General features: G+C 47.5%; 20 protein-coding genes. 9 read left to right on the top strand and 11 right to left on the bottom strand.

The annotated features are described in order from the left end of the window. Positions 1-3: 3 nt before the first annotated feature. Positions 4-405, top strand: a complete 402-nt coding sequence (locus KNO91_RS11725) for a hypothetical protein (RefSeq protein ID WP_214818099.1) — start codon at positions 4-6, stop codon at positions 403-405. A gap of 38 nt (positions 406-443) precedes the next feature. Here KNO91_RS11725 and ahpF read toward each other — a convergent pair whose 3' ends face one another. The 5 genes from ahpF to KNO91_RS11700 form a co-directional block, all read right to left on the bottom strand. Beyond that, the gene (gene ahpF / locus KNO91_RS11720) at positions 444-1,967 is read right to left on the bottom strand and encodes an alkyl hydroperoxide reductase subunit F (RefSeq protein WP_214818098.1); all 1,524 of its coding nucleotides are present in this window, start codon (positions 1,965-1,967) and stop codon (positions 444-446) included. Positions 1,968-1,978: 11 nt separating this feature from the next. After that, on the bottom strand, positions 1,979-2,542 hold the full coding sequence (gene ahpC, locus KNO91_RS11715) for an alkyl hydroperoxide reductase subunit C (protein WP_015880295.1): 564 nt from the start codon (positions 2,540-2,542) through the stop codon (positions 1,979-1,981). A gap of 311 nt (positions 2,543-2,853) precedes the next feature. Further along, on the bottom strand, positions 2,854-3,669 hold the full coding sequence (locus KNO91_RS11710; protein WP_214818097.1) for a BglII/BstYI family type II restriction endonuclease: 816 nt from the start codon (positions 3,667-3,669) through the stop codon (positions 2,854-2,856). Continuing rightward, positions 3,669-4,103 carry a very short patch repair endonuclease gene (locus tag KNO91_RS11705; protein WP_214818095.1) on the bottom strand — a complete coding sequence of 145 codons (435 nt, stop codon included), beginning with the start codon at positions 4,101-4,103 and terminating at the stop codon, positions 3,669-3,671. Before KNO91_RS11705 ends, KNO91_RS11710 begins: the two co-directional genes overlap by 1 nt. Positions 4,104-4,158: 55 nt before the next feature. Continuing rightward, positions 4,159-5,529, bottom strand: a complete 1,371-nt coding sequence (locus KNO91_RS11700; protein ID WP_214818092.1) for a Sau3AI family type II restriction endonuclease — start codon at positions 5,527-5,529, stop codon at positions 4,159-4,161. Between the two features lie 159 nt (positions 5,530-5,688). On the opposite strand from KNO91_RS11700, the gene dcm reads away from it, so the two are divergent. Further along, complete coding sequence (gene dcm, locus KNO91_RS11695) at positions 5,689-7,023, top strand: DNA (cytosine-5-)-methyltransferase (RefSeq protein WP_214818089.1); 1,335 nt, start codon at positions 5,689-5,691, stop codon at positions 7,021-7,023. Between the two features lie 62 nt (positions 7,024-7,085). Here the strand turns inward: dcm and htpG are convergent, their stop codons facing one another. Beyond that, positions 7,086-8,954, bottom strand: coding sequence for a molecular chaperone HtpG (gene htpG, locus KNO91_RS11690; RefSeq protein ID WP_214818086.1), 1,869 nt, complete (start codon positions 8,952-8,954; stop codon positions 7,086-7,088). A 302-nt stretch (positions 8,955-9,256) separates the two neighbouring features. Further along, the gene (locus KNO91_RS11685; protein ID WP_251126642.1) at positions 9,257-9,889 is read right to left on the bottom strand and encodes a TetR/AcrR family transcriptional regulator; all 633 of its coding nucleotides are present in this window, start codon (positions 9,887-9,889) and stop codon (positions 9,257-9,259) included. A 117-nt stretch (positions 9,890-10,006) separates the two neighbouring features. Between KNO91_RS11685 and KNO91_RS11680 the strand changes: the two genes are divergently transcribed. Together KNO91_RS11680 and KNO91_RS11675 are read left to right on the top strand one after the other, a co-directional pair. Then, positions 10,007-10,756, top strand: a complete 750-nt coding sequence (locus KNO91_RS11680; protein WP_214818081.1) for an SDR family NAD(P)-dependent oxidoreductase — start codon at positions 10,007-10,009, stop codon at positions 10,754-10,756. Between the two features lie 60 nt (positions 10,757-10,816). Then, positions 10,817-11,254 (top strand): hypothetical protein, encoded by a 438-nt coding sequence (locus KNO91_RS11675; RefSeq protein ID WP_214818079.1) that lies wholly within the window; start codon positions 10,817-10,819, stop codon positions 11,252-11,254. A 28-nt stretch (positions 11,255-11,282) separates the two neighbouring features. Here the strand turns inward: KNO91_RS11675 and rluF are convergent, their stop codons facing one another. Then, complete coding sequence (gene rluF, locus KNO91_RS11670) at positions 11,283-11,993, bottom strand: 23S rRNA pseudouridine(2604) synthase RluF (protein ID WP_015880301.1); 711 nt, start codon at positions 11,991-11,993, stop codon at positions 11,283-11,285. A gap of 92 nt (positions 11,994-12,085) precedes the next feature. On the opposite strand from rluF, the gene KNO91_RS11665 reads away from it, so the two are divergent. Next, positions 12,086-12,928, top strand: a complete 843-nt coding sequence (locus tag KNO91_RS11665; RefSeq protein WP_214818077.1) for a hypothetical protein — start codon at positions 12,086-12,088, stop codon at positions 12,926-12,928. Here KNO91_RS11665 and KNO91_RS11660 read toward each other — a convergent pair. Next, the gene (locus KNO91_RS11660; protein WP_214818075.1) at positions 12,876-13,526 is read right to left on the bottom strand and encodes a C39 family peptidase; all 651 of its coding nucleotides are present in this window, start codon (positions 13,524-13,526) and stop codon (positions 12,876-12,878) included. The genes KNO91_RS11665 and KNO91_RS11660 overlap by 53 nt on opposite strands. 73 nt (positions 13,527-13,599) lie before the next feature. Continuing rightward, on the bottom strand, positions 13,600-14,973 hold the full coding sequence (locus KNO91_RS11655; RefSeq protein ID WP_214795892.1) for a YjiH family protein: 1,374 nt from the start codon (positions 14,971-14,973) through the stop codon (positions 13,600-13,602). 260 nt (positions 14,974-15,233) lie between these two features. Between KNO91_RS11655 and KNO91_RS11650 the strand changes: the two genes are divergently transcribed. The 4 genes from KNO91_RS11650 to KNO91_RS11635 all read left to right on the top strand — a co-directional run bounded on the left by KNO91_RS11650 (position 15,234) and on the right by KNO91_RS11635 (position 21,139). After that, complete coding sequence (locus KNO91_RS11650; RefSeq protein WP_214795894.1) at positions 15,234-16,226, top strand: LLM class flavin-dependent oxidoreductase; 993 nt, start codon at positions 15,234-15,236, stop codon at positions 16,224-16,226. Between the two features lie 139 nt (positions 16,227-16,365). Continuing rightward, positions 16,366-19,536, top strand: a complete 3,171-nt coding sequence (locus tag KNO91_RS11645; protein WP_214818073.1) for an EAL domain-containing protein — start codon at positions 16,366-16,368, stop codon at positions 19,534-19,536. Positions 19,537-19,538: 2 nt separating this feature from the next. Then, the gene (locus KNO91_RS11640; protein WP_214818071.1) at positions 19,539-20,294 is read left to right on the top strand and encodes a P-loop NTPase family protein; all 756 of its coding nucleotides are present in this window, start codon (positions 19,539-19,541) and stop codon (positions 20,292-20,294) included. Continuing rightward, on the top strand, positions 20,282-21,139 hold the full coding sequence (locus tag KNO91_RS11635) for an MBL fold metallo-hydrolase (RefSeq protein ID WP_214818068.1): 858 nt from the start codon (positions 20,282-20,284) through the stop codon (positions 21,137-21,139). The genes KNO91_RS11640 and KNO91_RS11635 overlap by 13 nt, the downstream gene beginning before the upstream one ends. An 82-nt stretch (positions 21,140-21,221) precedes the next feature. Here KNO91_RS11635 and KNO91_RS11630 read toward each other — a convergent pair whose 3' ends face one another. Then, the gene (locus KNO91_RS11630) at positions 21,222-21,971 is read right to left on the bottom strand and encodes an SDR family NAD(P)-dependent oxidoreductase (protein ID WP_214818065.1); all 750 of its coding nucleotides are present in this window, start codon (positions 21,969-21,971) and stop codon (positions 21,222-21,224) included. Positions 21,972-21,987: the final 16 nt, after the last annotated feature.

Raw genomic sequence — 21,987 nt, 5'->3', positions numbered from 1 at the left:
TTCATGAAGTGGTGGTGGATGGTTGGCGGTGTGGTGATGGTCAGTTTGTTGATCATCAATGAGCAGTGGTATGGGAATGCGGCGACATTTGGAGTGCCGATCGGATGGATGATCACAATCTTGATCTTGGCACAGTTTCGAAAGCCGACATCGACTCTTTGGGCGGCGTCGGTCGGAGTGATGAGTGTAGGGGCGGCGATTTTGCTTTCGATTCCGAGCTACTCGTTAGCCGAGGCAGAAGAGGTGTTGAGCAAAACGTACAATGACGTGGCGTACATGGAGAGCGTTCCGACGACCGGGGCAGAATGGAACCCATTCACGCCTCGAGTAGGCTATCGGTTTGATACGAGGAGAGGGGAATCGATCTTATTCATCCCGGACTCGGGGAAAACATTTGAACTGTAAAAAAGACTCGCTCTCTATGATGAGTGCGAGTCTTTGTGTTAGTTGCGAATCATGTAGTCGAAGGCGCCGAGTGCGGCTGTCGCACCAGAACCCATCGAGATGATGATTTGTTTGTAGGCGCTGTTCGTGCAGTCTCCTGCAGCGAACACACCTGGGACGTTCGTCGCGCCATGACGGTCGACGACGATTTCCCCGAAGTTGTTGCGTTCGACCGAGTCGAGCCAGTCCGTGTTCGGGACGAGACCGATTTGGACGAAGACGCCTTCAAGTTCGACATGATGTGACTCGTTTGTCTCACGAGACACATACGAGATCCCGTTCACTTTGTCCGTACCCGTGATTTCTGTCGTCTGAGCGTTCGTGATGACAGTCACGTTCGGGAGGCTGTGAAGTCGGTCTTGAAGCACTTGGTCGGCCTTGAGCTCAGAAGCGAACTCGAGGACCGTCACGTGTTTGACGATACCAGCGAGGTCGATGGCCGCTTCGATTCCAGAGTTACCGCCGCCGATGACCGCGACACGTTTCCCTTCGAAGAGAGGACCGTCACAGTGCGGGCAGTAAGCGACCCCTTTATTTTTGAACTCCGCCTCACCTGGGACGTTGACGTTACGCCAGCGTGCACCGGTCGAGAGGATGACACTCTTACTCTTCAAGACAGCGCCGTTCTCGAGTTCGATCTCGACGAGGTCATTTTTCTCAAGACGCTTCGCGCGTTGGAGGTTCATGACGTCGATGCCGTACTCTTTGACGTGCTCTTCTAGGCTTGCGACGAGTTTTGGACCTTCTGTATAAGCGGTACCGATGAAGTTTTCGATCCCCATCGTGTCCATCACTTGGCCACCGAAGCGCTCCGCGATGATTCCGGTACGGATTCCTTTACGAGCCGCGTATACGGCCGCACTCGCACCAGCTGGACCGCCACCGACGACGAGGACGTCGTACGGGTCTTTGTCCGAGAACGCAGAGGCGTCAGGACCTGTACCAAGTTTCGCCAAAATCTCTTCGAGTGACATCCGACCGTTACCGAACGATTCTCCGTTTAAGAAGACAGTCGGGACAGCCATGATCTCTTTCGCTTCCACTTCATCCTTGAACGCGGCTCCGTCGATCATCGTGTGGGTGATGTTCGGGTTGAGGACGCTCATGACGTTTAGCGCTTGCACGACGTCAGGGCAGTTGTGGCAGCTGAGGCTGATGTATGACTCGAAGTGATACGTACCTTCGATGTTTTGAATCTGTTTGATCGTGTCCGCATCGACTTTCGGTGCGCGCCCGCTCACTTGGAGGAGGGCGAGGACGAGTGATGTGAACTCATGTCCGAGTGGAATCCCCGCGAAGACGATTCCTGTCTCTTCAGCTGGACGATTCACGCTGAAGCTCGGTGTACGCTCGAGTGTCGCGCGTTCGACCGAGATACGTGATGACATGCTGGCGAGTTCGTTGACGAGCTCGAGCATCTCGTTTGAGACTTTGTCTTCCCCAGCGCTCACACGGAGGACGACATCGCCCTCCATGAGCTGGAGATATTGGTCGAGCTGTTGTTTAATCGCTGCTTCTAACATGCAATCGCTCCTTACAATTTACCGACGAGGTCAAGGCTTGGGCGGAGTGTTTCAGAACCCTCTTCCCATTTCGCTGGGCAGACTTCGCCTGGATTGTTGCGTACGTATTGTGCTGCTTTGACTTTATTGACGAGCGTGCTCGCGTCACGGCCGATGCCGCCAGCGTTGATTTCGACAGTTTGGATGACACCGTCTGGGTCGATGATGAACGTACCACGGTCTGCGAGGCCATCTTCTTCGTTCAAGACGTCGAAGTTGCGTGAGATGACGTGTGATGGGTCACCGATCATGATGTACTCGATTTTTCCGATTTTCTCAGATGTTTCGTGCCAAGCTTTATGTGTGAAGTGTGTGTCTGTTGAGACAGAGTATACTTCTACACCGAGGTTTTTAAGTGTAGCGTACTCGTTTTGAAGGTCTTCGAGTTCAGTTGGGCAGACGAATGTGAAGTCAGCTGGGTAGAAGCAAACAACGCTCCATTTGCCTTTGAGGTCGTTCTCTGTAACTTCGAGGAATTCACCTGTTTGGAATGCTTGTGCTTTGAATGGTAGTACTTCTTTGCCGATTAATGACATGGGTTATGTCCTCCTTGTTTTTTACTCTAGCGTTTCTATCTCGACTAGAATAATTATAATGTAATACTAACTTCATATAACGAGCTAGAATTGTCAAGGCGTTTGCATGCTGTTGAAGGATTAGGAATATCAATGGATTATCCGAATTTGGCTTAATTAAAGAAAAGAAAACGATTACATAATTAGTTATTATTATTTTAATTTACCTTATTCTAAAAAATAAAAGTCATCATAGGAATGATGACTTTTTGCAAATAATTAAATGATATTCTCGAAAAAAACAAGGTATTATCATTTGAATCTATATCAAATTAAAAATTGAATGATTCTTCTGCGATGTCGATACCTATTAACCAAATAGGGACTTTCAAAACACTTGAATAGGATTCGATTATTGATTTCATATTTTTAAAAGTAACGATATTACTGCTTAATGATTTTTCTAAGTTACCTGTGGGCGTAATATAAATCAGTAAATCTATACCTGTTAAATTATCAAGATGTAATACTTTAAATAGGTCGTAATACGCTAACGCCCAATTAGCAAATTGAATTTCTCCGATTACTGTTGGTGAGAGATTCTCGCCTTGGTTGTAGTATCCTAAATTACTATTTTCTAATACGTGGGAAGAGAGGTAACTATATTTTTCTTGTTGATTCAAAAACTCTGACCATAGTTCTTCTCCATTTGTGACTGAACGTTCTCCAAAACAATATTCGTAAAGAAGACCGGCATTATGTTTTTCGTCATAATATGCAAAATCAAATCCTTTAGTTTTATTATCATTGTCTTGAAAGTAATGATTCATGAAGCTGACTTCGAGATGAATCTCAGAAATTCTTTTTAATCGCGCTCTCAATGATTTGTTAATATCGATAGTAGATATTTTCCGATAGAATTTTCCTTTTTCAGATCCGTGAGTAGGCTTTAAATCTACAAAGGGAGTTTGAAATAAATTGTGAATATCGTTTTCATATTTCGGGAAAACTTTTAAAAAGTTTTTTGAATTTCTATAATGAAAACTCTCAGAAATAAAAAGTGTAAATTCTTTTTGATTTATCCACTTTACATCATTATTTTTGTCTTTTATCCAATTGCGTTGAGGTGCATTATTTAGTTCACTCATTACTTTCTCCTAACCTTAGCCATTTCTATAAAATGAGTAATTGTAAAAATTACATGTTCAAAGTCCCTGTTTACTTGATGTTCCCAAAATCGAAGGATGATCCACCCTTCCTCTACATAATGTTTTGTGACGTCGGCATCACGCTCGATGTTACGTCCAATCTTTTGACGCCAAAAATCGACATTTGTCTTCGGTAGTTTGAAGTGGAGGGGACAGCCGTGCCAATAGCAAGAGTCCAGAAATACGACGACGCGTAATCCAGGAAACGAGATGTCGGGCGTCCCGTAAAGTTTGCGATTGTTCTTGCGGTACCGATATCCGGCCGCCCACAGCGCTTTTCTGACTTTGACTTCCATCTTCGTATCTTTCCCGCGGTTTCCGCTCATCGTCTTGAACACGGCTGGACTCGATGCTTTCGGTACGTTTCTGGCCATACCCCTCACCTCCCTCTACTAGGAAGATTCCACTGTAGAGGGAGAGATACTCATGTTAAGCGTCTAGAATCTGCTGAATGTAGTTTCGATCTAACCAAAACGCCTGCTTTGTGATCCATTGTCCATCGGGGAGGCGGACTTTGTCATCTCCATCCGCACCTTTTGAACGTACATGTGCGACTCGGTTGAATTTCGGCCCGGGCAGGTTATTCTTTACTCTATTTTTCATAGGTATCAGCTCAACCCCTTCTCTGACGATCTTTCGAGCCTCGGACCACATCTCATATAGTTCGCCATCGATTGTCTCGAGTGGCATGTTCCAGAGTCGAATGCCTACAAAGCGAGGGATTCGCTTTTTCTTAGGGACGTATTCTTCGTCATATTGAAATTCTAAGAAAAGATATTTCTGTTCTGCGAATGTGTCATATAGGTCTGAGTCTTCCCAGTCGCTTTGGCATAGGTTTTCAAAATCGACCTTGCCGAACGACATATGTTCGCGAATCTTTCCGTCAGGTTCGCGTGCGACCGTTTTGAACTTGATGTTTGCCTTCGCAAATTCTTCGATACCGGAAAGGTCTGTCTTTTGCACTCCTAACAGTTTGGCCATGACGTGAGGAATCATCGCCTTGTTTCTAGGGTTGTATAGAACTTTCGTTTCTTCACATAAATCAATCAGTGTCTTACCATAGTGTGGTGAGAGTCGGTTTTCGAGAAGTTCCTCGATAGACATTTCGTTTAACTCACCTTGGTTCGCGATGGATTCTAGTAGTTCCGGTGTTAAATATTTACGAACCAATCCAGACATATAGGATGCTTTCAAAGAGAAAGCACGCGGTTTGGCGGGTTCATCTGAGAAGGGTTGAGTACGCACAATCGAACCGTTCGCCCCTTTTGTACAGGCGGACAGATACATCGTATCTGCCTCCGAAATGAGATGAGCCTCTCCATTCTTGATTTTGGTAACGATTGTTTCCCAGTCTTGTCGCATCACGGCTAAATCTTCCTCCGAGAATTCGTTTAAGAATGCCTTATAGATACGATAGTCATCTATTGGGATCTCGGGCTCATATTGATAGAGCATGATGAGCATACTTGTGGCTTTCGATAAAAAGCTTGAAGTTTCGAACGAGTATCGATGCTCGCTATGGTAATCAATCATATTCAAGACGAGTCGTTCCTTCGAAGAATATGTACCATTCTTATTTTTCTTGAAAGGGGTGACCTTTAACTCGATACCAAGATCCTCAAAATCTGGTCGGGCATCTGAATTGATTGGGTATCCGAAGTGACTCTCTTCAATAATGTGACCGAGTGATCCCTTGGAACGTACATTTTTAATCCGTCCGGTCGTGTCAATCTCGCCGAATGTCTTTCCCTCAGCCTCTCTTGCCTTATCCATTAGTTCTTGAATCGTTTCGTAACGCAATCGAATACCTCCTATAAATTTACATATGTAAGATGAGTATAACGTAGTTGTTGATCCCATTCACCTTTTCTGTTAAACTAATTTCATCGAGCTAGTTCGGTTGTGATAGGACCTAAAATAGCGTAAATTTAAGATAGAAAATACGAAAGGGTGTTCCCATTGATTAAAGTAGTTGAGTTATTTGCCGGTGTAGGAGGTTTCCGCATCGCGCTTGAAGGAATCAAAGATGTGAATGCCGAGCCTACATTTGACAAATTCGATGTGGTTTGGGGCAATCAGTGGGAGCCGGCGACGAAGGTACAACCGGCCTTTGATTGCTATGCTGAACGTTTTAAAGGACGTGGCCAACACGTAAATGAGGATATCGCGCTGTCATGGATGGAAGCAGGACCGCACCATTTGCTCGTAGGGGGCTTCCCGTGCCAAGACTACAGTGTGTCGCGTAGCTTAAAGAACGAGCAAGGGATTCAAGGGAAGAAGGGTGTCTTGTTCTGGGAAATCATGAACATCATCGAGCAGGAAAAGCCGCCTTACGTCTTACTCGAGAACGTCGATCGCCTCATGAAGTCACCTGCGAAACAAAGAGGGCGTGACTTCAGCGTCATGCTTCGTGCGTTTGCCGATCAAGGATATACGGTCGAGTGGCGGGTCATCAATGCGGCAGACTATGGGTTTGCCCAACGCCGCCGTCGTATCTTTATTTTTGCGACGCGAGCGGATTTAAAGCATTCAACCCGAGCGGGGAAAGCAAATCCTGAGCAGTGGTTGTTGAAAGATGGATTCTTTGCACCGACTTTCCCGGTTATGGAGATGACAAGCGAGAAGCATCCAGGTTCGACGTTCGAGTTGCCGGAAGACATCGTTGAAATCTCGGACGCATTCTCTGCGACTTATCGAAATGCGGGTGTCATGACGGGGGGGCAAGTGACGACGCTTGAGACGCTCCCGATTCGCGAGAAGGCTAAGACGCTCGGAGAAGTCGTTCAAGAGGTCTATGAGCAGTTTGGTCCTGCCCCGGAACACTATTACCTGGATACAGAGAAGGTTAAAAAATCTGGGCGTACGGAAAAAGAGGAATTGGCTTACATGAAAGGGCCGAAAAAAATTGAACGTACTTCTGCGAGCGGTCACGTCTATGTCTATGCTGAAGGAGGCATGTCCTATCCGGATTCGCTAGACCTTCCAGGTAGAACGATGTTGACAAGCGAAGGGACGTGCAACCGTTCAAGCCATGTCATCGAAGATCCGCATACAAAAAAATTGCGCTATTTGCGTCCAGAAGAATGCGAAGGATTAAATGGCTTCCCATACGGATGGACCGCGACTATGACAGATCGCAAGCGATACTTCACGATGGGGAATGCGCTCGTCGTCGGTTTGATTGAGCGGATGGGCCATCGAATTGCGGAGATTCACGAGCAAGAGGACGAGAAGAACTTGTTGCACGAAGTGAAACAGATGCAGTTGTTAGGGACGTACAATAACTTTAAATAATTTAAAAATGCCCTCATTCAGAATGACATCTTCATTCAAATGAGGGCATTTTCTATTTAGGGTCACTCCGCCATCAACGCACACACCGCATTCGAATACGCTACCGGATCTTCAATCGGTAACCCTTCAATGAGGAGGGCTTGTTGATACAAGAGGTCTGTATATTGTTTCGCTTTCGCTTCATCTTCTTTATATACACGTTGGAGTGTCTGGAAGATGGCGTGGTCAGCATTCACTTCGAGCACTTTCTCCGCTTTCATGCCGCCGCCGTTTGGCATCGCGTTCAGAATCTTCTCCATCTCAATCGAGACGTCGCCTGCGACCGTCAGACAGACAGGGTGCGACTTGAGGCGTGTCGAGGCACGCACTTCTTTGACCCGGTCCCCGAGCTCTTCTTTCATGAAGGTGAACAAGTCTTGGTTGTCTTCGTTGAGCGATTTCGCTTCCGCGTCATCGAGACCGAGGTCGCCACTCGCAATCGACTTGAATTCTTTGTCGTCATACGACTGAAGCATCTTGATCGCAAACTCGTCGATCTCTTCTGTGAAGTAGAGGATCTCGTATCCTTCTTCTTTCAAACGCTCCGCTTGTGGCAAGAGGTCGATGCGATGAATCGATTCACCTGTCGCGTAATAGATGTACTTCTGGTCTTCTTTCATCCGCTCGACGTACTCTTTAAGCGAGACGAGTTTCTTCTCATGAGAAGAATGGAAGAGAATCAAGTCTTTCAATTCATCTTTTGCTGCGCCGAACTGGTCATACACACCAAACTTCAATTGACGACCGAACGACTCGTAGAACTTCTCGTAGTCCTCACGTTCGTTTTGGAGCATCTTCTCGAGCATGCCTTTGATTTTCGACTTCACGTTTTTGGCGATCACGCGAAGTTGGCGGTCCTGCTGCAACATTTCACGGGAAATGTTGAGGGAGAGGTCTTCTGAGTCGACCATCCCTTTGACGAAGCCGAAGTAATCCGGCAAGAGGTCCGGTGACTTCTCCATGATCAAGACGCCGTTCGAGTAGAGCTCTAGACCTTTCTCAAATTCTTTCGTGTAATAGTCGAACGGAACCGTTGACGGAATATAGAGAATTGATTGATAGCGAATCGTCCCGTCGACGTTCAAGTGAAGGTGCTTGAGCGGCTCATCAAAGCCGTAGCGCTTCTCGTGATAGAACGCCTTATAATCCTCGTCTTTGAGTTCGCTCTTCCGCTTCCGCCAAATCGGCACCATGCTGTTGACGGTCTCTTCTTCCTTGTAGTCCTCATACTCTTCCGAGTCCTCTTTTTGACGATGTTTCGTCACATCGAGTTTGATTGGGTAACGGATGAAGTCCGAGTGTTTCTTGATGAGCGAGCGAATCTCATACTCTTCAAGGAATGACGAGTACGCATCATCTTCCGTGTCTGCCTTCAAGTGGAGCGTGATTTCTGTACCGATGTCCGCTTTGTCTGTCGGCTCGATCGAATAGCCGTCTGTGCCTTCTGACTCCCATACGTATCCTTGATCACTGTCAATCGAGCGAGTCCGCACGGTCACACGGTCAGCGACCATGAACGCGGAATAGAATCCGACCCCGAATTGTCCGATGAGGCTATGGTCTTCTTCCATCTTCGTTGCCTGTTTCATGGCGAGTGAACCGCTCTTGGCGATGATTCCGAGGTTTGTTTCGAGTTCTTCTTCTGTCATCCCAATCCCTGTATCGCGAATCGTGATCGTCCGTGCTTCTTTGTCGAGTTCAATTTTGATGAAGTAATCGTCTTTGTTGAACTCGATGCTTTCGTCTGAGAGGGCACGATAATACATCTTGTCGATGGCATCACTCGCGTTCGAGATGAGCTCACGCAGGAAGATGTCCTTATGTGTATAAATTGAGTGGACCATCAACTCTAAAATTCGTTTCGATTCCGTTTGAAACTGTTTCTTTGTCATGATCGTTCTCCTTTTGATGTCTATATTTTGGCACTCTTTATATAGGAGTGCTAACACTATTGATTATCCTAATTTTTAGGAAGATGTCAACCGAGATTGAAGAAAAGATTGACGAGGACGTAGGTTTCGCATATAGTTGAGTACATGCGATGAGCTGGTCTATGTAAGACGGCGGACATTCCCTTGAGGAGCACGTTGTGGAGCGTGGTCCGTCGCGGTAGACTTTCGAGAGCACCTCTAGTGAGAGGTGCTCATTTTTTATGTATACAACTAGCCTCCCTTCAAACGAAGGGAGGCTTTTCTTATGCCCGAATGGATGCGAGGAACATCTCTTTTAAAGCACGTAATTGTACGGCCGGTTCGATATCGTCTTCTAAATAACTGATGTGAGACTTCAATAGGATGTTGTTGCCGAACGTCCCGAACGTATTGATAATCGTGACGACGGTCACCTTCACATCGATATCCGAGCGGAATGAACCGTCTCGTTTCCCATCTTCAATCAACGGTTCGAGTGTCCGCATGATCTGTCGTTGAACGTCGATGTATGTCTCGATCCCAGGAAGCGGTGAGGCGACGAACGATGCATAGCTCTCGAACGCCTCTCGGAAACGGGCGTGGTTCGTCCGCTCCAACTGCATCTCGAAAAAGTGATTCAAGATGGCCTCGAGCCGCTCATATGCGTTGCCTTCCCCATGCATGAACTGTTCAAATTTCTCGAGTGTCGGCTGTAGATTCTTGACGGCTGCCGCGACGATCAATTGATCCTTCTTCGGGAAGTAGCGAAACAGTGTCGCCACCCCAATCCCTGCCGCGTCCGCGATGTCCTGCATCTGAACCTTCTCAAAGCCATTCTCTATAAATAAGCGTTCTGCCTCTTGGATAATCAGTTGAACTCGTTCTTCTTTGTTTTGTTGTCGTTTACTCAATTCCATCACCTCATTGTCTGTCCTTAGTATATCGTCTTCGAGCAGTTTCGTTGAGATTAATGTCACATCCAATTATGATTATGATAGTTAGACTATCATAATTTAATGAATGGAGCTGGGACAATGCGTTTACAGGGGAAAGTAGCGGTCATCACAGGGGCAGGAAGCGGTATGGGAGAGTCAACGGCACGTCTATTTGCCAAAGAAGGGGCGACGGTCGTCGCGACAGACATCAATGAACAAGGAGTAAACAATGTAGTCGAGTCGATTCGTGCACAAGGTGGGGAAGCCATCGCGGTGAAACATGACGTGACATCACGATCGGGCTGGGAGGATGTATTCGCGGAAGTGGAAGCGACGTGTGGCAAATTAGATATTCTCGTCAATAACGCTGGAATCGCACTTGCAAAACCTTTCTTGGAACAAACAGAAGAGGACTGGGCACGCACATATCGCATCAACATCGATGGGGTCATGTTAGGGACACAGTATGCGATTCCGCTCATGACAGAGAATGGGGGCGGATCCATCGTCAACATCTCCTCCATCTCTGCATTGACCGGTATGGCAGGTGCCGGGGCATACACGGCCTCAAAAGGAGCGGTCCGTTCACTCACGAAAGCAGCGGCCGTCGATTACGGGAAGCAAAACATTCGGGTCAACTCGGTGCATCCAGGGTACATCGTGACACCGATGAGTGCGCCACATATGGAACATCCGGACTATAAACAACATTTCTTGAATCAAATCGCTTTGCCGAATCTCGGACAAGCGGATGAGGTGGCGGCAGCCGTCCTGTTCCTTGCGTCAGACGAAGCGAATCATATCAGCGGGATCGAACTTCCGGTAGATGGTGGCGTGACGGCAAAATAATCGAGAGAGCATCCTGACGTGATGATACCTCGTGTTATATTAAGAAAAAGAGGTGAAGTCATGATTCAGTTTGAGATGGAACGAGTATGGATGGATGAAACGGAGCTGTTTTATCAAGTTCAGCTTCAACTTCGGTCTTCTGCCTGCACCAGTAATCAGTTGATTTATTTAGATGATGCGAGTCTTGAGGATCTTCATCAAAAGATCGATCAATTCAATCAAGCGTGGGGCAAAGAACCAATCACATGGAGACTGCTCGATGAAGAAGAGGATTCGGATGATTTGCAAGTCAATCTAACTTTCACGTTGATTGACCGGATTGGGACCATCCAAATCGATACTTTCATTCATGATGAATGGCAGTTTGACTCATTTGACCATGTTCATATGAAATGTAGAATGAAGACGACAATGGGACAGCTCGATGACTTGAGCGCTCAACTCAAACGTTTCATTCGTCGTGAGACCGACCATGTCTTATCACTTCGACCAGAATAAAGCAGCCTGAGACGACTCAGGCTGCTTTTTAGTACCATTCTTTCGGTTCGTAATTCAATTCGCGGAACAGCTGCTCCCGCTCTTTTTTCGAAAGGTCGCGCCACTGCCCAGGCGGGAGTTTCCCGAGCGTGATGTTCATGACACGCACGCGTTGGAGGCGGAACACTTCGTATCCGAGCGCCTCACACATGCGGCGGATTTGACGGTTGAGTCCTTGCGTTAGCGTGATGTTGAAGTCGAACTTCGAGAGCGGACGGACTTTACACGGTAGCGTCTTCTGTCCAAGGATTTTGACGCCAGCTTCCATCTGCTCGACGAACTCTGGTGTGATCGGCTTATCGACCGAGACGATGTATTCTTTCTCGTGCTCGCCTTCTGCACGGAGAATCTCGTTGACGATATCACCGTCGTTCGTCATCAAGATGAGACCTTCCGAGTCTTTATCGAGACGACCGATGTTGAAGATGCGGAGCGGGTGGTTGACCATGTCGACCAAGTTCCCTTTTACTTTCTTCTCTGTCGTACTCGTGATCCCGACCGGCTTATGGACGGCGATGTAGACGTTGTTTCGTGCGACCCGAGCGACCGAACCGTTGACGAGGACTTCATCCCCCGGTTTGACCTGGTCGCCGATTTTTGCTTTTTTCCCGTTGATGGTGACGCGTCCCTCTTCGACGAGACGGTCGGCTTGGCGACGGGACGCCTTGCCTGATTCACTGATAAATTTATTGATGCGCATGTATACACGTCCTTTGTTTGGCTTCGTCCTCTCACTATAACGCATTTTACAAACCGCTGAAAGCGGGAAACGAACGGGAGAGGAGGGATGACATGGAGGCAGTACGATTGTTACAAGACGCAATCCGATTTCAACAAGCACTGTGCGACACAACGTTCGGGAAAGAATTGATTCAAGAGGCATCACCTGTCCTTTGGTACGGTCGACCTGGTCCGGATCAATGGCTGACCATCGGGACGAATCCGTCTCGCGGCGAGTTTTTACATCGTGACGGGACACCGAGAACGGGGCAACACCAAAAGTTCTATTGGCGGGATACACTTTCGTTTGAAGATTACCTTGGAAATGAAGAAGCGTTGCAACAAACGATTGAACGGGCATCGGTCTATTTCGAGTCAGGTCGCGCGACGACGAGCTGGTTCGGGAAACCGGATGGTGCCAAACTTGAGGCGCTCCTCAACGGGATGGGACGGTCGTTTTATGATCATCCGGCCGCTGTCATCCACGTCGATTTTTTCAAGTTCGCCACATATGAACAGATGGGGAAGATGAAGACTGGGCGCGACTGGATGGAGCATCCGACTTCGATTGAGTTATTGGAACGCACGATTACATATATTAAACCGACCCGATTGATTGTGCTCGGACGGGATAACTGTCGTGCCTTCACCGGCTTCTCTACGACAGGACGACTCTCGACGTATCCTGCCGTCACTTATGAAATTGGACGTCATGAATCGGGTATCCCGATGATCGGCCTCCACATGAAGCCGTCAGAAGTGTTCGTCGGGCTCGGCAATGGCCGTGATTCAAACGGGCTACATTACGGGTCGTACGCGAAGCGTGAGCACCTTTTAAAAATCGGAGAAGCGATTGACACGATTATGGACGAGTGGCTGGCGGATGGACGCGTGCGATGCTTCCCCAAAAGTTGAATTCGTTGAAGTCGATGTAGCGCACGTCCTTCGAACGATTATCGAGCACGGCTAACAAGATGACGTCCGGGAACCCCCGTTTTTCAAACTGCAAGTAGCCGACTCCCGTGACGGAATGATTTTTATAAAAGCCGTTCGCCATGTTCAATACAAACGGGCGACCTGCTTTCAGCTCACGCTCGAACGTCGACCATTTCCATAGATAGCGGGAACTGCCTCGACCAACGTATCCGTATCGCTTCCACAGTTTCGTGATGATGGTGGCGATTTGAGTCGGAGGTGTCCCTTTCTCGTCTTTGAAATGATGCATGAAGGCAATCTCGCGCACATCCTCTTGAATCTGCGTCACATCATCTGGGATATTCGTATAACCATGGTCTCGATAGAAACGGAAGATGGCGGTGATGGACGTCAACGTACAATTGTTCTTTCCGTTCTCGAACTGTCGTTGGAGCAAGACGGGCACGCCTTCAATCTGTACAGAGCGCGTTAATGTCCAGCGTCCGTGATAACGATCGTTCACATAAAGTTCCGGGTCGATGATGCCGGCATAGCCGTTGTTCGCGACCTCGAGTTGACCTGCGAATGGGTGCTCCATCTAGGTCCACCTCCTTTTCTTTTAGTATACAAAGAACGCCCCATCTCATAAAAGAGAAAGGGCGTCGTTTTCGTTAAAACACAAGATGCGCGATGCCGACGATAATCGGAAGCGTGATGAATGTACGTAACAAGAAAATCAAGACGAGATCGAGGAATGAGATCGGCAGTTTTGAACCGAGCAACAAGCCCCCGACTTCTGACATATAGATGAGTTGGGTAACCGATAATGTAGCGATGACGAAACGCGTCAACTCGCTCTCGATGCCGCTACCGAGTACGGCCGGCAAGAACATATCGGCAAAACCGACGACCATTGTCTGAGCAGCTTCCGATGCCTCAGGGACTTGCAAGAGCATCAGAATCGGTTCGAACGGCTTTCCGATGATGGTGAAGAACGGCGTGTATTCTGCGATGACGACCGCAATCGTTCCGACCGCCATGACGACAGGAAGGACACCGATCCACATATCAAGGACGTTCTTGAAGCCGTCTTTCAGTGTTTCTAGGAAGCTCTTACTCGAACTTGATTTTTGTAGCGCTTGCGTCAATGCCCACTTGCTGAGTGACACGTTCGCCGGCACCTCTTCTTCCGGTTTAAGTTCTGTCTTCTCATAAGCCGTGTCTGCCTTTTTAGATAATGGATAAATCCGTGGCATGATGAGCGCTGCAACTAGTCCTGATAAAACAATCGCCCCGTAGTACGGTAAGAAGTATTGATCGAGCTCGACATACTGTAAGACGACGATGGTGAAAGTGATCGAGACGACGGAGAATGTCGTCGCGATGATTGACGCTTCCCGTTTCGTGTAATAGCCTTCCTCATACTGTTTTGTCGTCAGTAGGATCCCGATCGTCGCATCTCCGACCCATGAAGCGAGCGAGTCGAGCGAGGCGCGCCCCGGCAGGCGGAAGAGCGGGCGCATGATTTTCATCAAGAATGTCCCGACGAACTCGAGAAGTCCGAAGTTCAGCAATAAAGGTAATAACATACCGGCAAAGAAGAACGTCGCGAACAAGATTGGAATCAAATCAAAGAGGAGCAAACCACCCGTAAATTCCGAGGTGATCATCTCTGGTCCGAGAGTGAGTAGCGTCATGACGCCGGCGATAAAACCGATGATACGCATGATAAACCAAAACGGTGTCACGCTAAAGAGTGCGTTGATGGACGGTCGTTCGACCATAAAAGCAGGACGTGCCGTAAACAATAACAAAGATCCAGCGATTGAAATCCCCATCATGATGACGGCAAGTGTCGGAACGAACTCGCCAATCCATTCAATCAATAGATTGGATAAGAAGGCGACTGGAATCGTAAAGCCTTCCTCGGATGAGATTGGAACGATGAAAAACATAATCCCGATGAGCGATGGGACCAAAAACTTAAAAAAGTCCCGACCCGAAAAAGCATTATTCTTTTTGTCTGGTGTTGATGAACCATTCATGATGCATTCCCCATTTCCCCGAAGTGTTTGTGCTGTCTATGTATCCCCATTACACATCCAGCCCATATTAAAACGTATTTCTTTATCAGTATAAAAAATATGACCAGGTGCTATCAACATAATGCGTAAATTTTCAGAAAAATAGTTGTAGTACACTAGGCAAATCATTCGTATTCCATAGAGGCATTTAGTATGATGACGGCGAGTCCAACAAATTCAAGATATTTAGAAACTTCATTATAGAGATAGGAGAATACATCATGAGATTGAGTGTGTTAGATCAGGCACCGGTCACGTCCGGTCATACAGGCGAGCATGCGCTAGAGAGTGCGGTCGAGCTCGCGCAAGTCGCAGAAGAGTTAGGATATTACCGCATGTGGATGGCCGAGCACCATGGTGGCATGTCGTTCGCGAGTTCGGCTCCAGAAGTCATCGCGGCCTATCTAGCAGCGAAGACGAGCAAGATTCGTCTCGGTTCCGGTGGCATCATGATGATGCACTATTCGCCACTGAAGATGGCGGAAGTATTCAAGACGCTCAGTGCCCTTGCACCAGGACGCATCGATTTCGGTGTCGGACGTGCGCCAGGTGGTGACGCGAATGCCATCTATGCGATGTCACAAGGTCAAAAACCGATGATGGATGGACTTTATGAGAAGCTCGATACAACGCTTCAGCTGATTAAAGACGAGACGCCAGAAGAACGGTGGTACAAGAATACACCGGCTGCACCGACAGGCGTCACGTTGCCGGAAGCGTGGTTACTCGGATCGAGCGGGAACAGTGCGGTTCAAGCCGGGCGCATGGGTCTCGGTTATTCGTTTGCTCAATTTTTCAATGGCGAACTGAGTGCCGACACGCTCGACACGTATCGTCACCACTTTACACCGTCTGACTTTATGGAGAAGCCGGATATCAGTGTCACGTATTTAGTGACGACGGCAGAGACGGAAGAAGAGGCGGAATATTTGGCTCGACCATCTGACTTGTCGCGTCTCTTCTTGATGCGTGGGCAGTTGAGACAGCTGTTGAGTCCGGAAGCGGCGCATGAGTATCCGCTCACAGAAGTCGACAAGATCCATATCGCCAACAATCGGGCCATTCACCTTGTGGGGACGCCGAAACAAATCGCGGAACAGTTACGCGATGAGTCGGAGCGATATGGCTTCGATGAGGCGATGATTTGTAGCATTCAGCATAAACAAGAGGATCGTTTGAACGTTTATCGCCTGTTGGCGAACGAATTGCTTTGATTCGATGAACACCTTCTCGGAATTGAGGAGGTGTTTTGAATTGGAACGAAAAACGTTTTCCCCTTTTTTCAAAGGTTTTCTCCATAGAAGCAGCGAAACCAACTACACTATAAGAAAAAGGATCAGGTGGAGGTATACGATGAAACGGATGAAAGGGGATCCGCATTATTTATTCGAACTGTTCACACGTTTATATCGGATGGTATTCCTCATGGAAGTGACAGATGTGGGATATCGATATGTGCAAGTGAGTGAACAGGGCAAACTGGCCTCCTCACTTCCGAATGATGTGGAAGGTCGTTATTTACATGAGATGTACCGCTCAGAAGTGGCGAATGAATTAATCGAACATTATGACGCGGTCGTCGAGACGGGGGACCCGGTCTATTTCATGTCAAAAATGAACATCGACTCCAATACAGCCCGGTTCGCTTCCTCCATGCTCGTACCAATCGAAGATGAATCGGGTGTCGTACGCTATGTGCTCAGTTTGACGACGGATTTATCAGAAGAAGCGGAGATCAAATTGTTACGAAGCATCGAGCATATGGACTATTTGACGGGTATGCCGAATTTGATGAAAGTCAAATTGGATCTCGATCAATTGTTCGAGCAACAGAGCACGGAAGAGACAAGTGTGATGCGTCTACACATCAATCGTTTCAAGATGATGATGTCTCTCCAAGGGGTGGAACGATCGAACGAATTGATAAAAGACATCACGCGTCAACTGGCAAATACGCTTCCTAAAGGCTCCATCATTGGTCGGGTGGACGGGGAAGATTTTGTAGCGGTCTTGCCACATGTTCCGATTAAGATGGCTTATATGTATGCCGAACATCTACTCGATGTGATTGCGGGTCATTCTTACCGAGTGGCTGATGCGGAGTTTCCGTTATCGAGTTGTATCGGTATCGGTTCGGGAACGTCTGACGCCGATCGCGTGATCATGAACGCTTCGACCGCTTTACTCGAGGCGCGTCAGACTGGCAATCAAACGATTCGTTTGTATGAGCACGATGAGTATGTGCAGCGTTACATCGATGAAATCATGATTGAGACGGAACTGGTGAAGGCGATCAAACAAGATGAACTGTATATGGTGTATCAACCAAAAGTGTCGATGGACGGATCGATTCATTTTGAGGCGCTCATTCGTTGGAATAGTCCTGTACTCGGATTCGTTTCACCTGAAACGTTCATTCGTGTGGCGGAACAGTCACTCCTCATTGAGGACGTGACACAGTTTGTGATGAAGCGAGTGTGCCAGGATGTATCAACTCATCCCGAACAGTTTGAAGGGCGTCGTGTCGCTGTGAATGTGTCTCCGAACTTGTTTCATGAGCATCATATGAATGAGTTAGTGACAATCGTTGCGTCTTACGACTTACAACCAGAGCAATTCGAATTTGAAGTGACGGAACACACGCTCATGCATGAACCGGTCGCTGCCATCAAAACGGTCGAATCGTTGAAGCAACAAGGATTCCGATTGGTGATTGATGATTTTGGGGTGAGTTATTCTTCTTTAAATTACTTGAAGCTATTCGAGATCGACGGGATTAAGATTGACCGGTCATTTGTTGCGCAACTCGACCAGGAAAATGGACTGAAAGAGTATGAAATCGTCAAACTGATTGTGTCACTCGCCAAAAAGTTAGACCTCGAAGTGACAGCTGAAGGTGTTGAGACGGAAGAACAGTATCGGATTTTGCGTCAACTCGGTTGTGATGAGATTCAAGGCTATTTCTTTAGCCGTCCGATGGCGCTCGAAGACCTAGGTGAGGCGCTTGAAATTTTATATTCTCACCAAACGGTCTTATCGAAAATTGAACAACCGTCACACTTACTGCATCCTGCACTCGACGAACGGGAAATGAAACGGCTAAAGGCCATCTTACGATTGGAGATTTTGAACACGCCCCAAGAAGAACGGTTTGATCGAATTTCTCGTTTGGTCGCCCAAACGTTGCAGATGCCGGTCGCCTTCATTTCCATCATGACAACTGACCAGCAATGGTTCAAATCTTGTGTCGGCATCGAACTCGGGTCTTCTCATCTCAAGCGGGAGCGGACGTTATGTAATCGGGTCGTCACATCGGAACGTTCGATGGTAATCGAGGATGTGGCGGCTGAAGAGTTTGAGAGTGACAGTCCATGGCTCGAACAAGTCGGATTCTATGCCGGGGTGCCGCTCCGGACAAAGCAAGGTCATGTCATCGGTACACTTTGCGTGGTCGATACTCAGGCGAGAACGTTCACGGAAGAAAACCTACATGCACTCGAGTCGTTCACGCACTGGGTCATGACAGAGATTGAGCATACAGAAGTGTCACGGCGACAAATCAAACGCCAACAAGTCGTGGAGTCATTATATGAAGCGACCGCACTTCGAATGCCGTTCCAAGACCAACTGGCACGTGTCCAAGAAATCTTATTAGAATGGGTCGGCTATTCGCATGCGGTGATTTTCTCGATCGAATCCTCGCATCGTCTCTTAGTGGAGAATGGGGTGTCACGTCTGACATGGGGGGAAGAAGAACTTCGTTCGCTCCATCAACTGACAACTGTCGGTTCACAAACCCTTCAAGAGGGTGAATTGATCGTAGATGGCATCGAATTCACAACGCTCGTCAGTTTTCCACTGACACATAAACATCAAGTGTTCGGATGGATCGTCTTATTGGCGGAGCAAGGGAATTTAAACGATCAACTCGACGAAGAAACCCTTCAAGAATTGACGGACACGATCCGGTTACTCGCGAGGTGGCTAGAGAACGGAATTCGAAAAGAACGGAAACAGCGTGAGATGATTCAAATTGCAACACAAGACCAACTGACGAAATTGTGCAATCGTTACACACTCATGACCGATTTATATAAACAGATGCAGCGCTCAAAAGTAGTCGCTTTACTGTTCATCGACGTAGATGATTTCAAGCGGATCAATGATCAATTTGGCTATCTCATTGGGGATGAAATGTTAATCGAAATCGCGCAACGGTTAAATGAATTCGTTGAAACGTTCGGAGGTCAGGTGTATCGATTTTCAGCTGATGAATTCGTTGTCGTGCAAGAGGAGAGTCCGATCGGGTTAAACGAGATAAATGACACTATTTCCCGGGGAATAGTCGCTTCAAATGGTGAGGAAGTTCGTCTCACCGTGAGTGTGGGCGTGGCTACGGTACAACCTGCATCCACCATCGACTCGATCCTCCAACAAGCCGATGCGGCCATGTACATTGCGAAGAACAATGGCGGAGACCAGTGGTTTCAATACGATGGATATTCAGATGATGAGGAGTTTTGAGCATGGGGAGATTATGGTTGATCGAAGGGTTACCGGGAAGTGGAAAGTCCACATTTGCCGAAAAGTTATGCGCGATGAAACAAGGTGTCTTTTATTCGGAAGTGGACGCCGCTCACCCTGTTGAAGTACATGATGTGTATTGGGTGAATGAACGACCTTCACACGGTACGATTCTCGAGGAAATCGAAGGTGGATGGCTCGTCTGTTATGAGGAAGGGGAGGAGCGCATCGGGACGGATGTCTATGAGTTGCCGTTCCCGCTCCATACTCGAATCATGTGCGAACGATGGCGTCGTTATGTGAAGCGTTTCGAGCAGGAAGAAAGTGACGTCGTCTTTGAATGTGCGTTGCTTCAAAATCCGTTTACAATCGGGATGGTCGCACAGGACGTTTCTTTAGAGGCGATTGACGCGTACGTTCAAGCGATTGCATCTATTTTAAAACCTATTGAACCGACAGTTGTTTATTTAGAGTTGAACGACGTCGTACGCATATTTCCAATCATCTATGACGACCGACCGATTGCATGGCAACATGGATTCGTCGAATATTATACGACTGGGGTCTATGCGTTGAAACGTAACCTTACCGATGTATCGGGAACGGTTACGGTATTGGAAGAGAGGCAGCGACACGAGCTCGATTTACTTGATCGGCTACCACTTCGTCATGTCCGAATCCAAAATGATGAGCGTTCTTCATTTGAAGAACTAACCAAATTGATAGAAGAGGAGTCGAGCCGTTCATGCAAACTTTAATCAAACATTCGGAACGTTTTTGGTATATGACGCCGGTTGCGCATACGGACCGTCCGATTCTTGGTGCCGTTATTGGTGACACCCATACGTTACTCATTGACGCAGGAAACTCCGTGGCGCATGCCTCAACCTTTTTAATACAGCTTCAAGAGCGTGGTCTCTGTGCGCCATCGATGGTCGCATTGACACATTGGCATTGGGACCATATCTTCGGTCTACCTGCCCTAGAAGGGGTTGTCTCGATTGCGAGTGAGGCAACGAAGCATGAGATGAAAAAACTCATTCCGTACGCTTGGGATGACGCATCGTTGAATGAACGAGTTGCTGAAGGGATTGAAATCGAGTTTTGCGCGGAGGCAATCCGCGAAGAATACGGTGATTCGCGAGACATTCAAATCGTTTTGCCGACACTGACATTTCAGGAATCGCTGACGCTCGACCTCGGTGGGGTTCACGTCGTATTGAAGTATGTCGGTGGTGACCATTCGAAAGATTCAATCGTCCTCTATATCGTAGAAGAACGTGTTTTATTTTTAGGAGATGCGCTCTATGCGAACTTGTATGCTCCGACATGGCGGATGACGCCTGAAGCGACACTTCGATTGTTAGACATATTGGAAACATTCGATGCACAGTTCATTGTTTGGTCACACGGTGAGATGGTGAGTCGTGAAGCGTTCGCAGAAGATTGCCTTGCATTGAGAAGAATCGCCACGATTTCAAATGATTTCCCGGGAAATACTGAGGAAATCACTCGTTCATATGCTACACTTGTCAATCGTGAGGTGAATGAGGAAGAGCAGGAGCTGATTACGTTTTTCGTGAATGGGACAAAGAAGACATGAAGCAACTCAATTTTGGCTATAAACAAAGTCCCTCTTTTCAAATTGAGAAGAGGGACTTTGTATTGATTCATTCTTACTCATTTCACCCGGCATAATTGAACAATGGACCACGTAATTTGAATTCATACGTCTCCCCATCGACGATGCCGACGATTTCGTCACTTTCAATCAACTGATGTAAGAAGCCTGCCATTTCAGCAGCCGTATGGTATTTCTTGACGTTTTTACTGTAGTCGAATCCGGATTCGCCACGAGAACGATCAGCGAATTCCGTCTCTGTCGCAGCCGGAGCGAGAACTTTCGCACGTAGTTTCGCGCCACCGCTTTGTAGTTCCTGTGCAAGACCTTCCGTGTACGCACTGACATAAAACTTAGTTGCGCAGTATGTGACGGCGGTTGGGACGATGCGGTATCCACCAGCAGATGAGATATTGACGAGTGTCGTCCCTTCGACATCATGATGATCACGGACATATAAACTAGATAGGAGTGTCAACGCTTCGATGTTTAAGCGAAGCATCTTTTCAATTTTTCCGAGGTCGATGTCTTGGACGAGGTCAAAATCACCAAACCCTGCATTGTTGATCCACGTTTCGATTTCAAGACCTCTAAGGTCAGAGTATAAATCGTGAACATTTTGGTTGTCGGTGAGATCGACCGACTTGAGGATGACATCGCTCTGTGGAGAAAGATTTTTGACCTCATCTCGAAGTTTTTCAAGTTCTGACGTCCGGCGTGCGACAAGAACGAGTGATTTTCCTTTTCCTGCGAGTAATTTGGCAGTCTCATATCCAATTCCTGAACTAGCTCCTGTAATCACGGTGTATTTCATGTAGCATGCTCCTTTG

Origin of the sequence: Exiguobacterium sp. s59, from assembly GCF_018617475.1 — a bacterium.
Classification (GTDB): domain Bacteria; phylum Bacillota; class Bacilli; order Exiguobacteriales; family Exiguobacteriaceae; genus Exiguobacterium; species Exiguobacterium aestuarii.
Note: the sequence above shows the minus strand (reverse complement) of the source record. Positions and strands in the feature narration are given on the sequence as shown.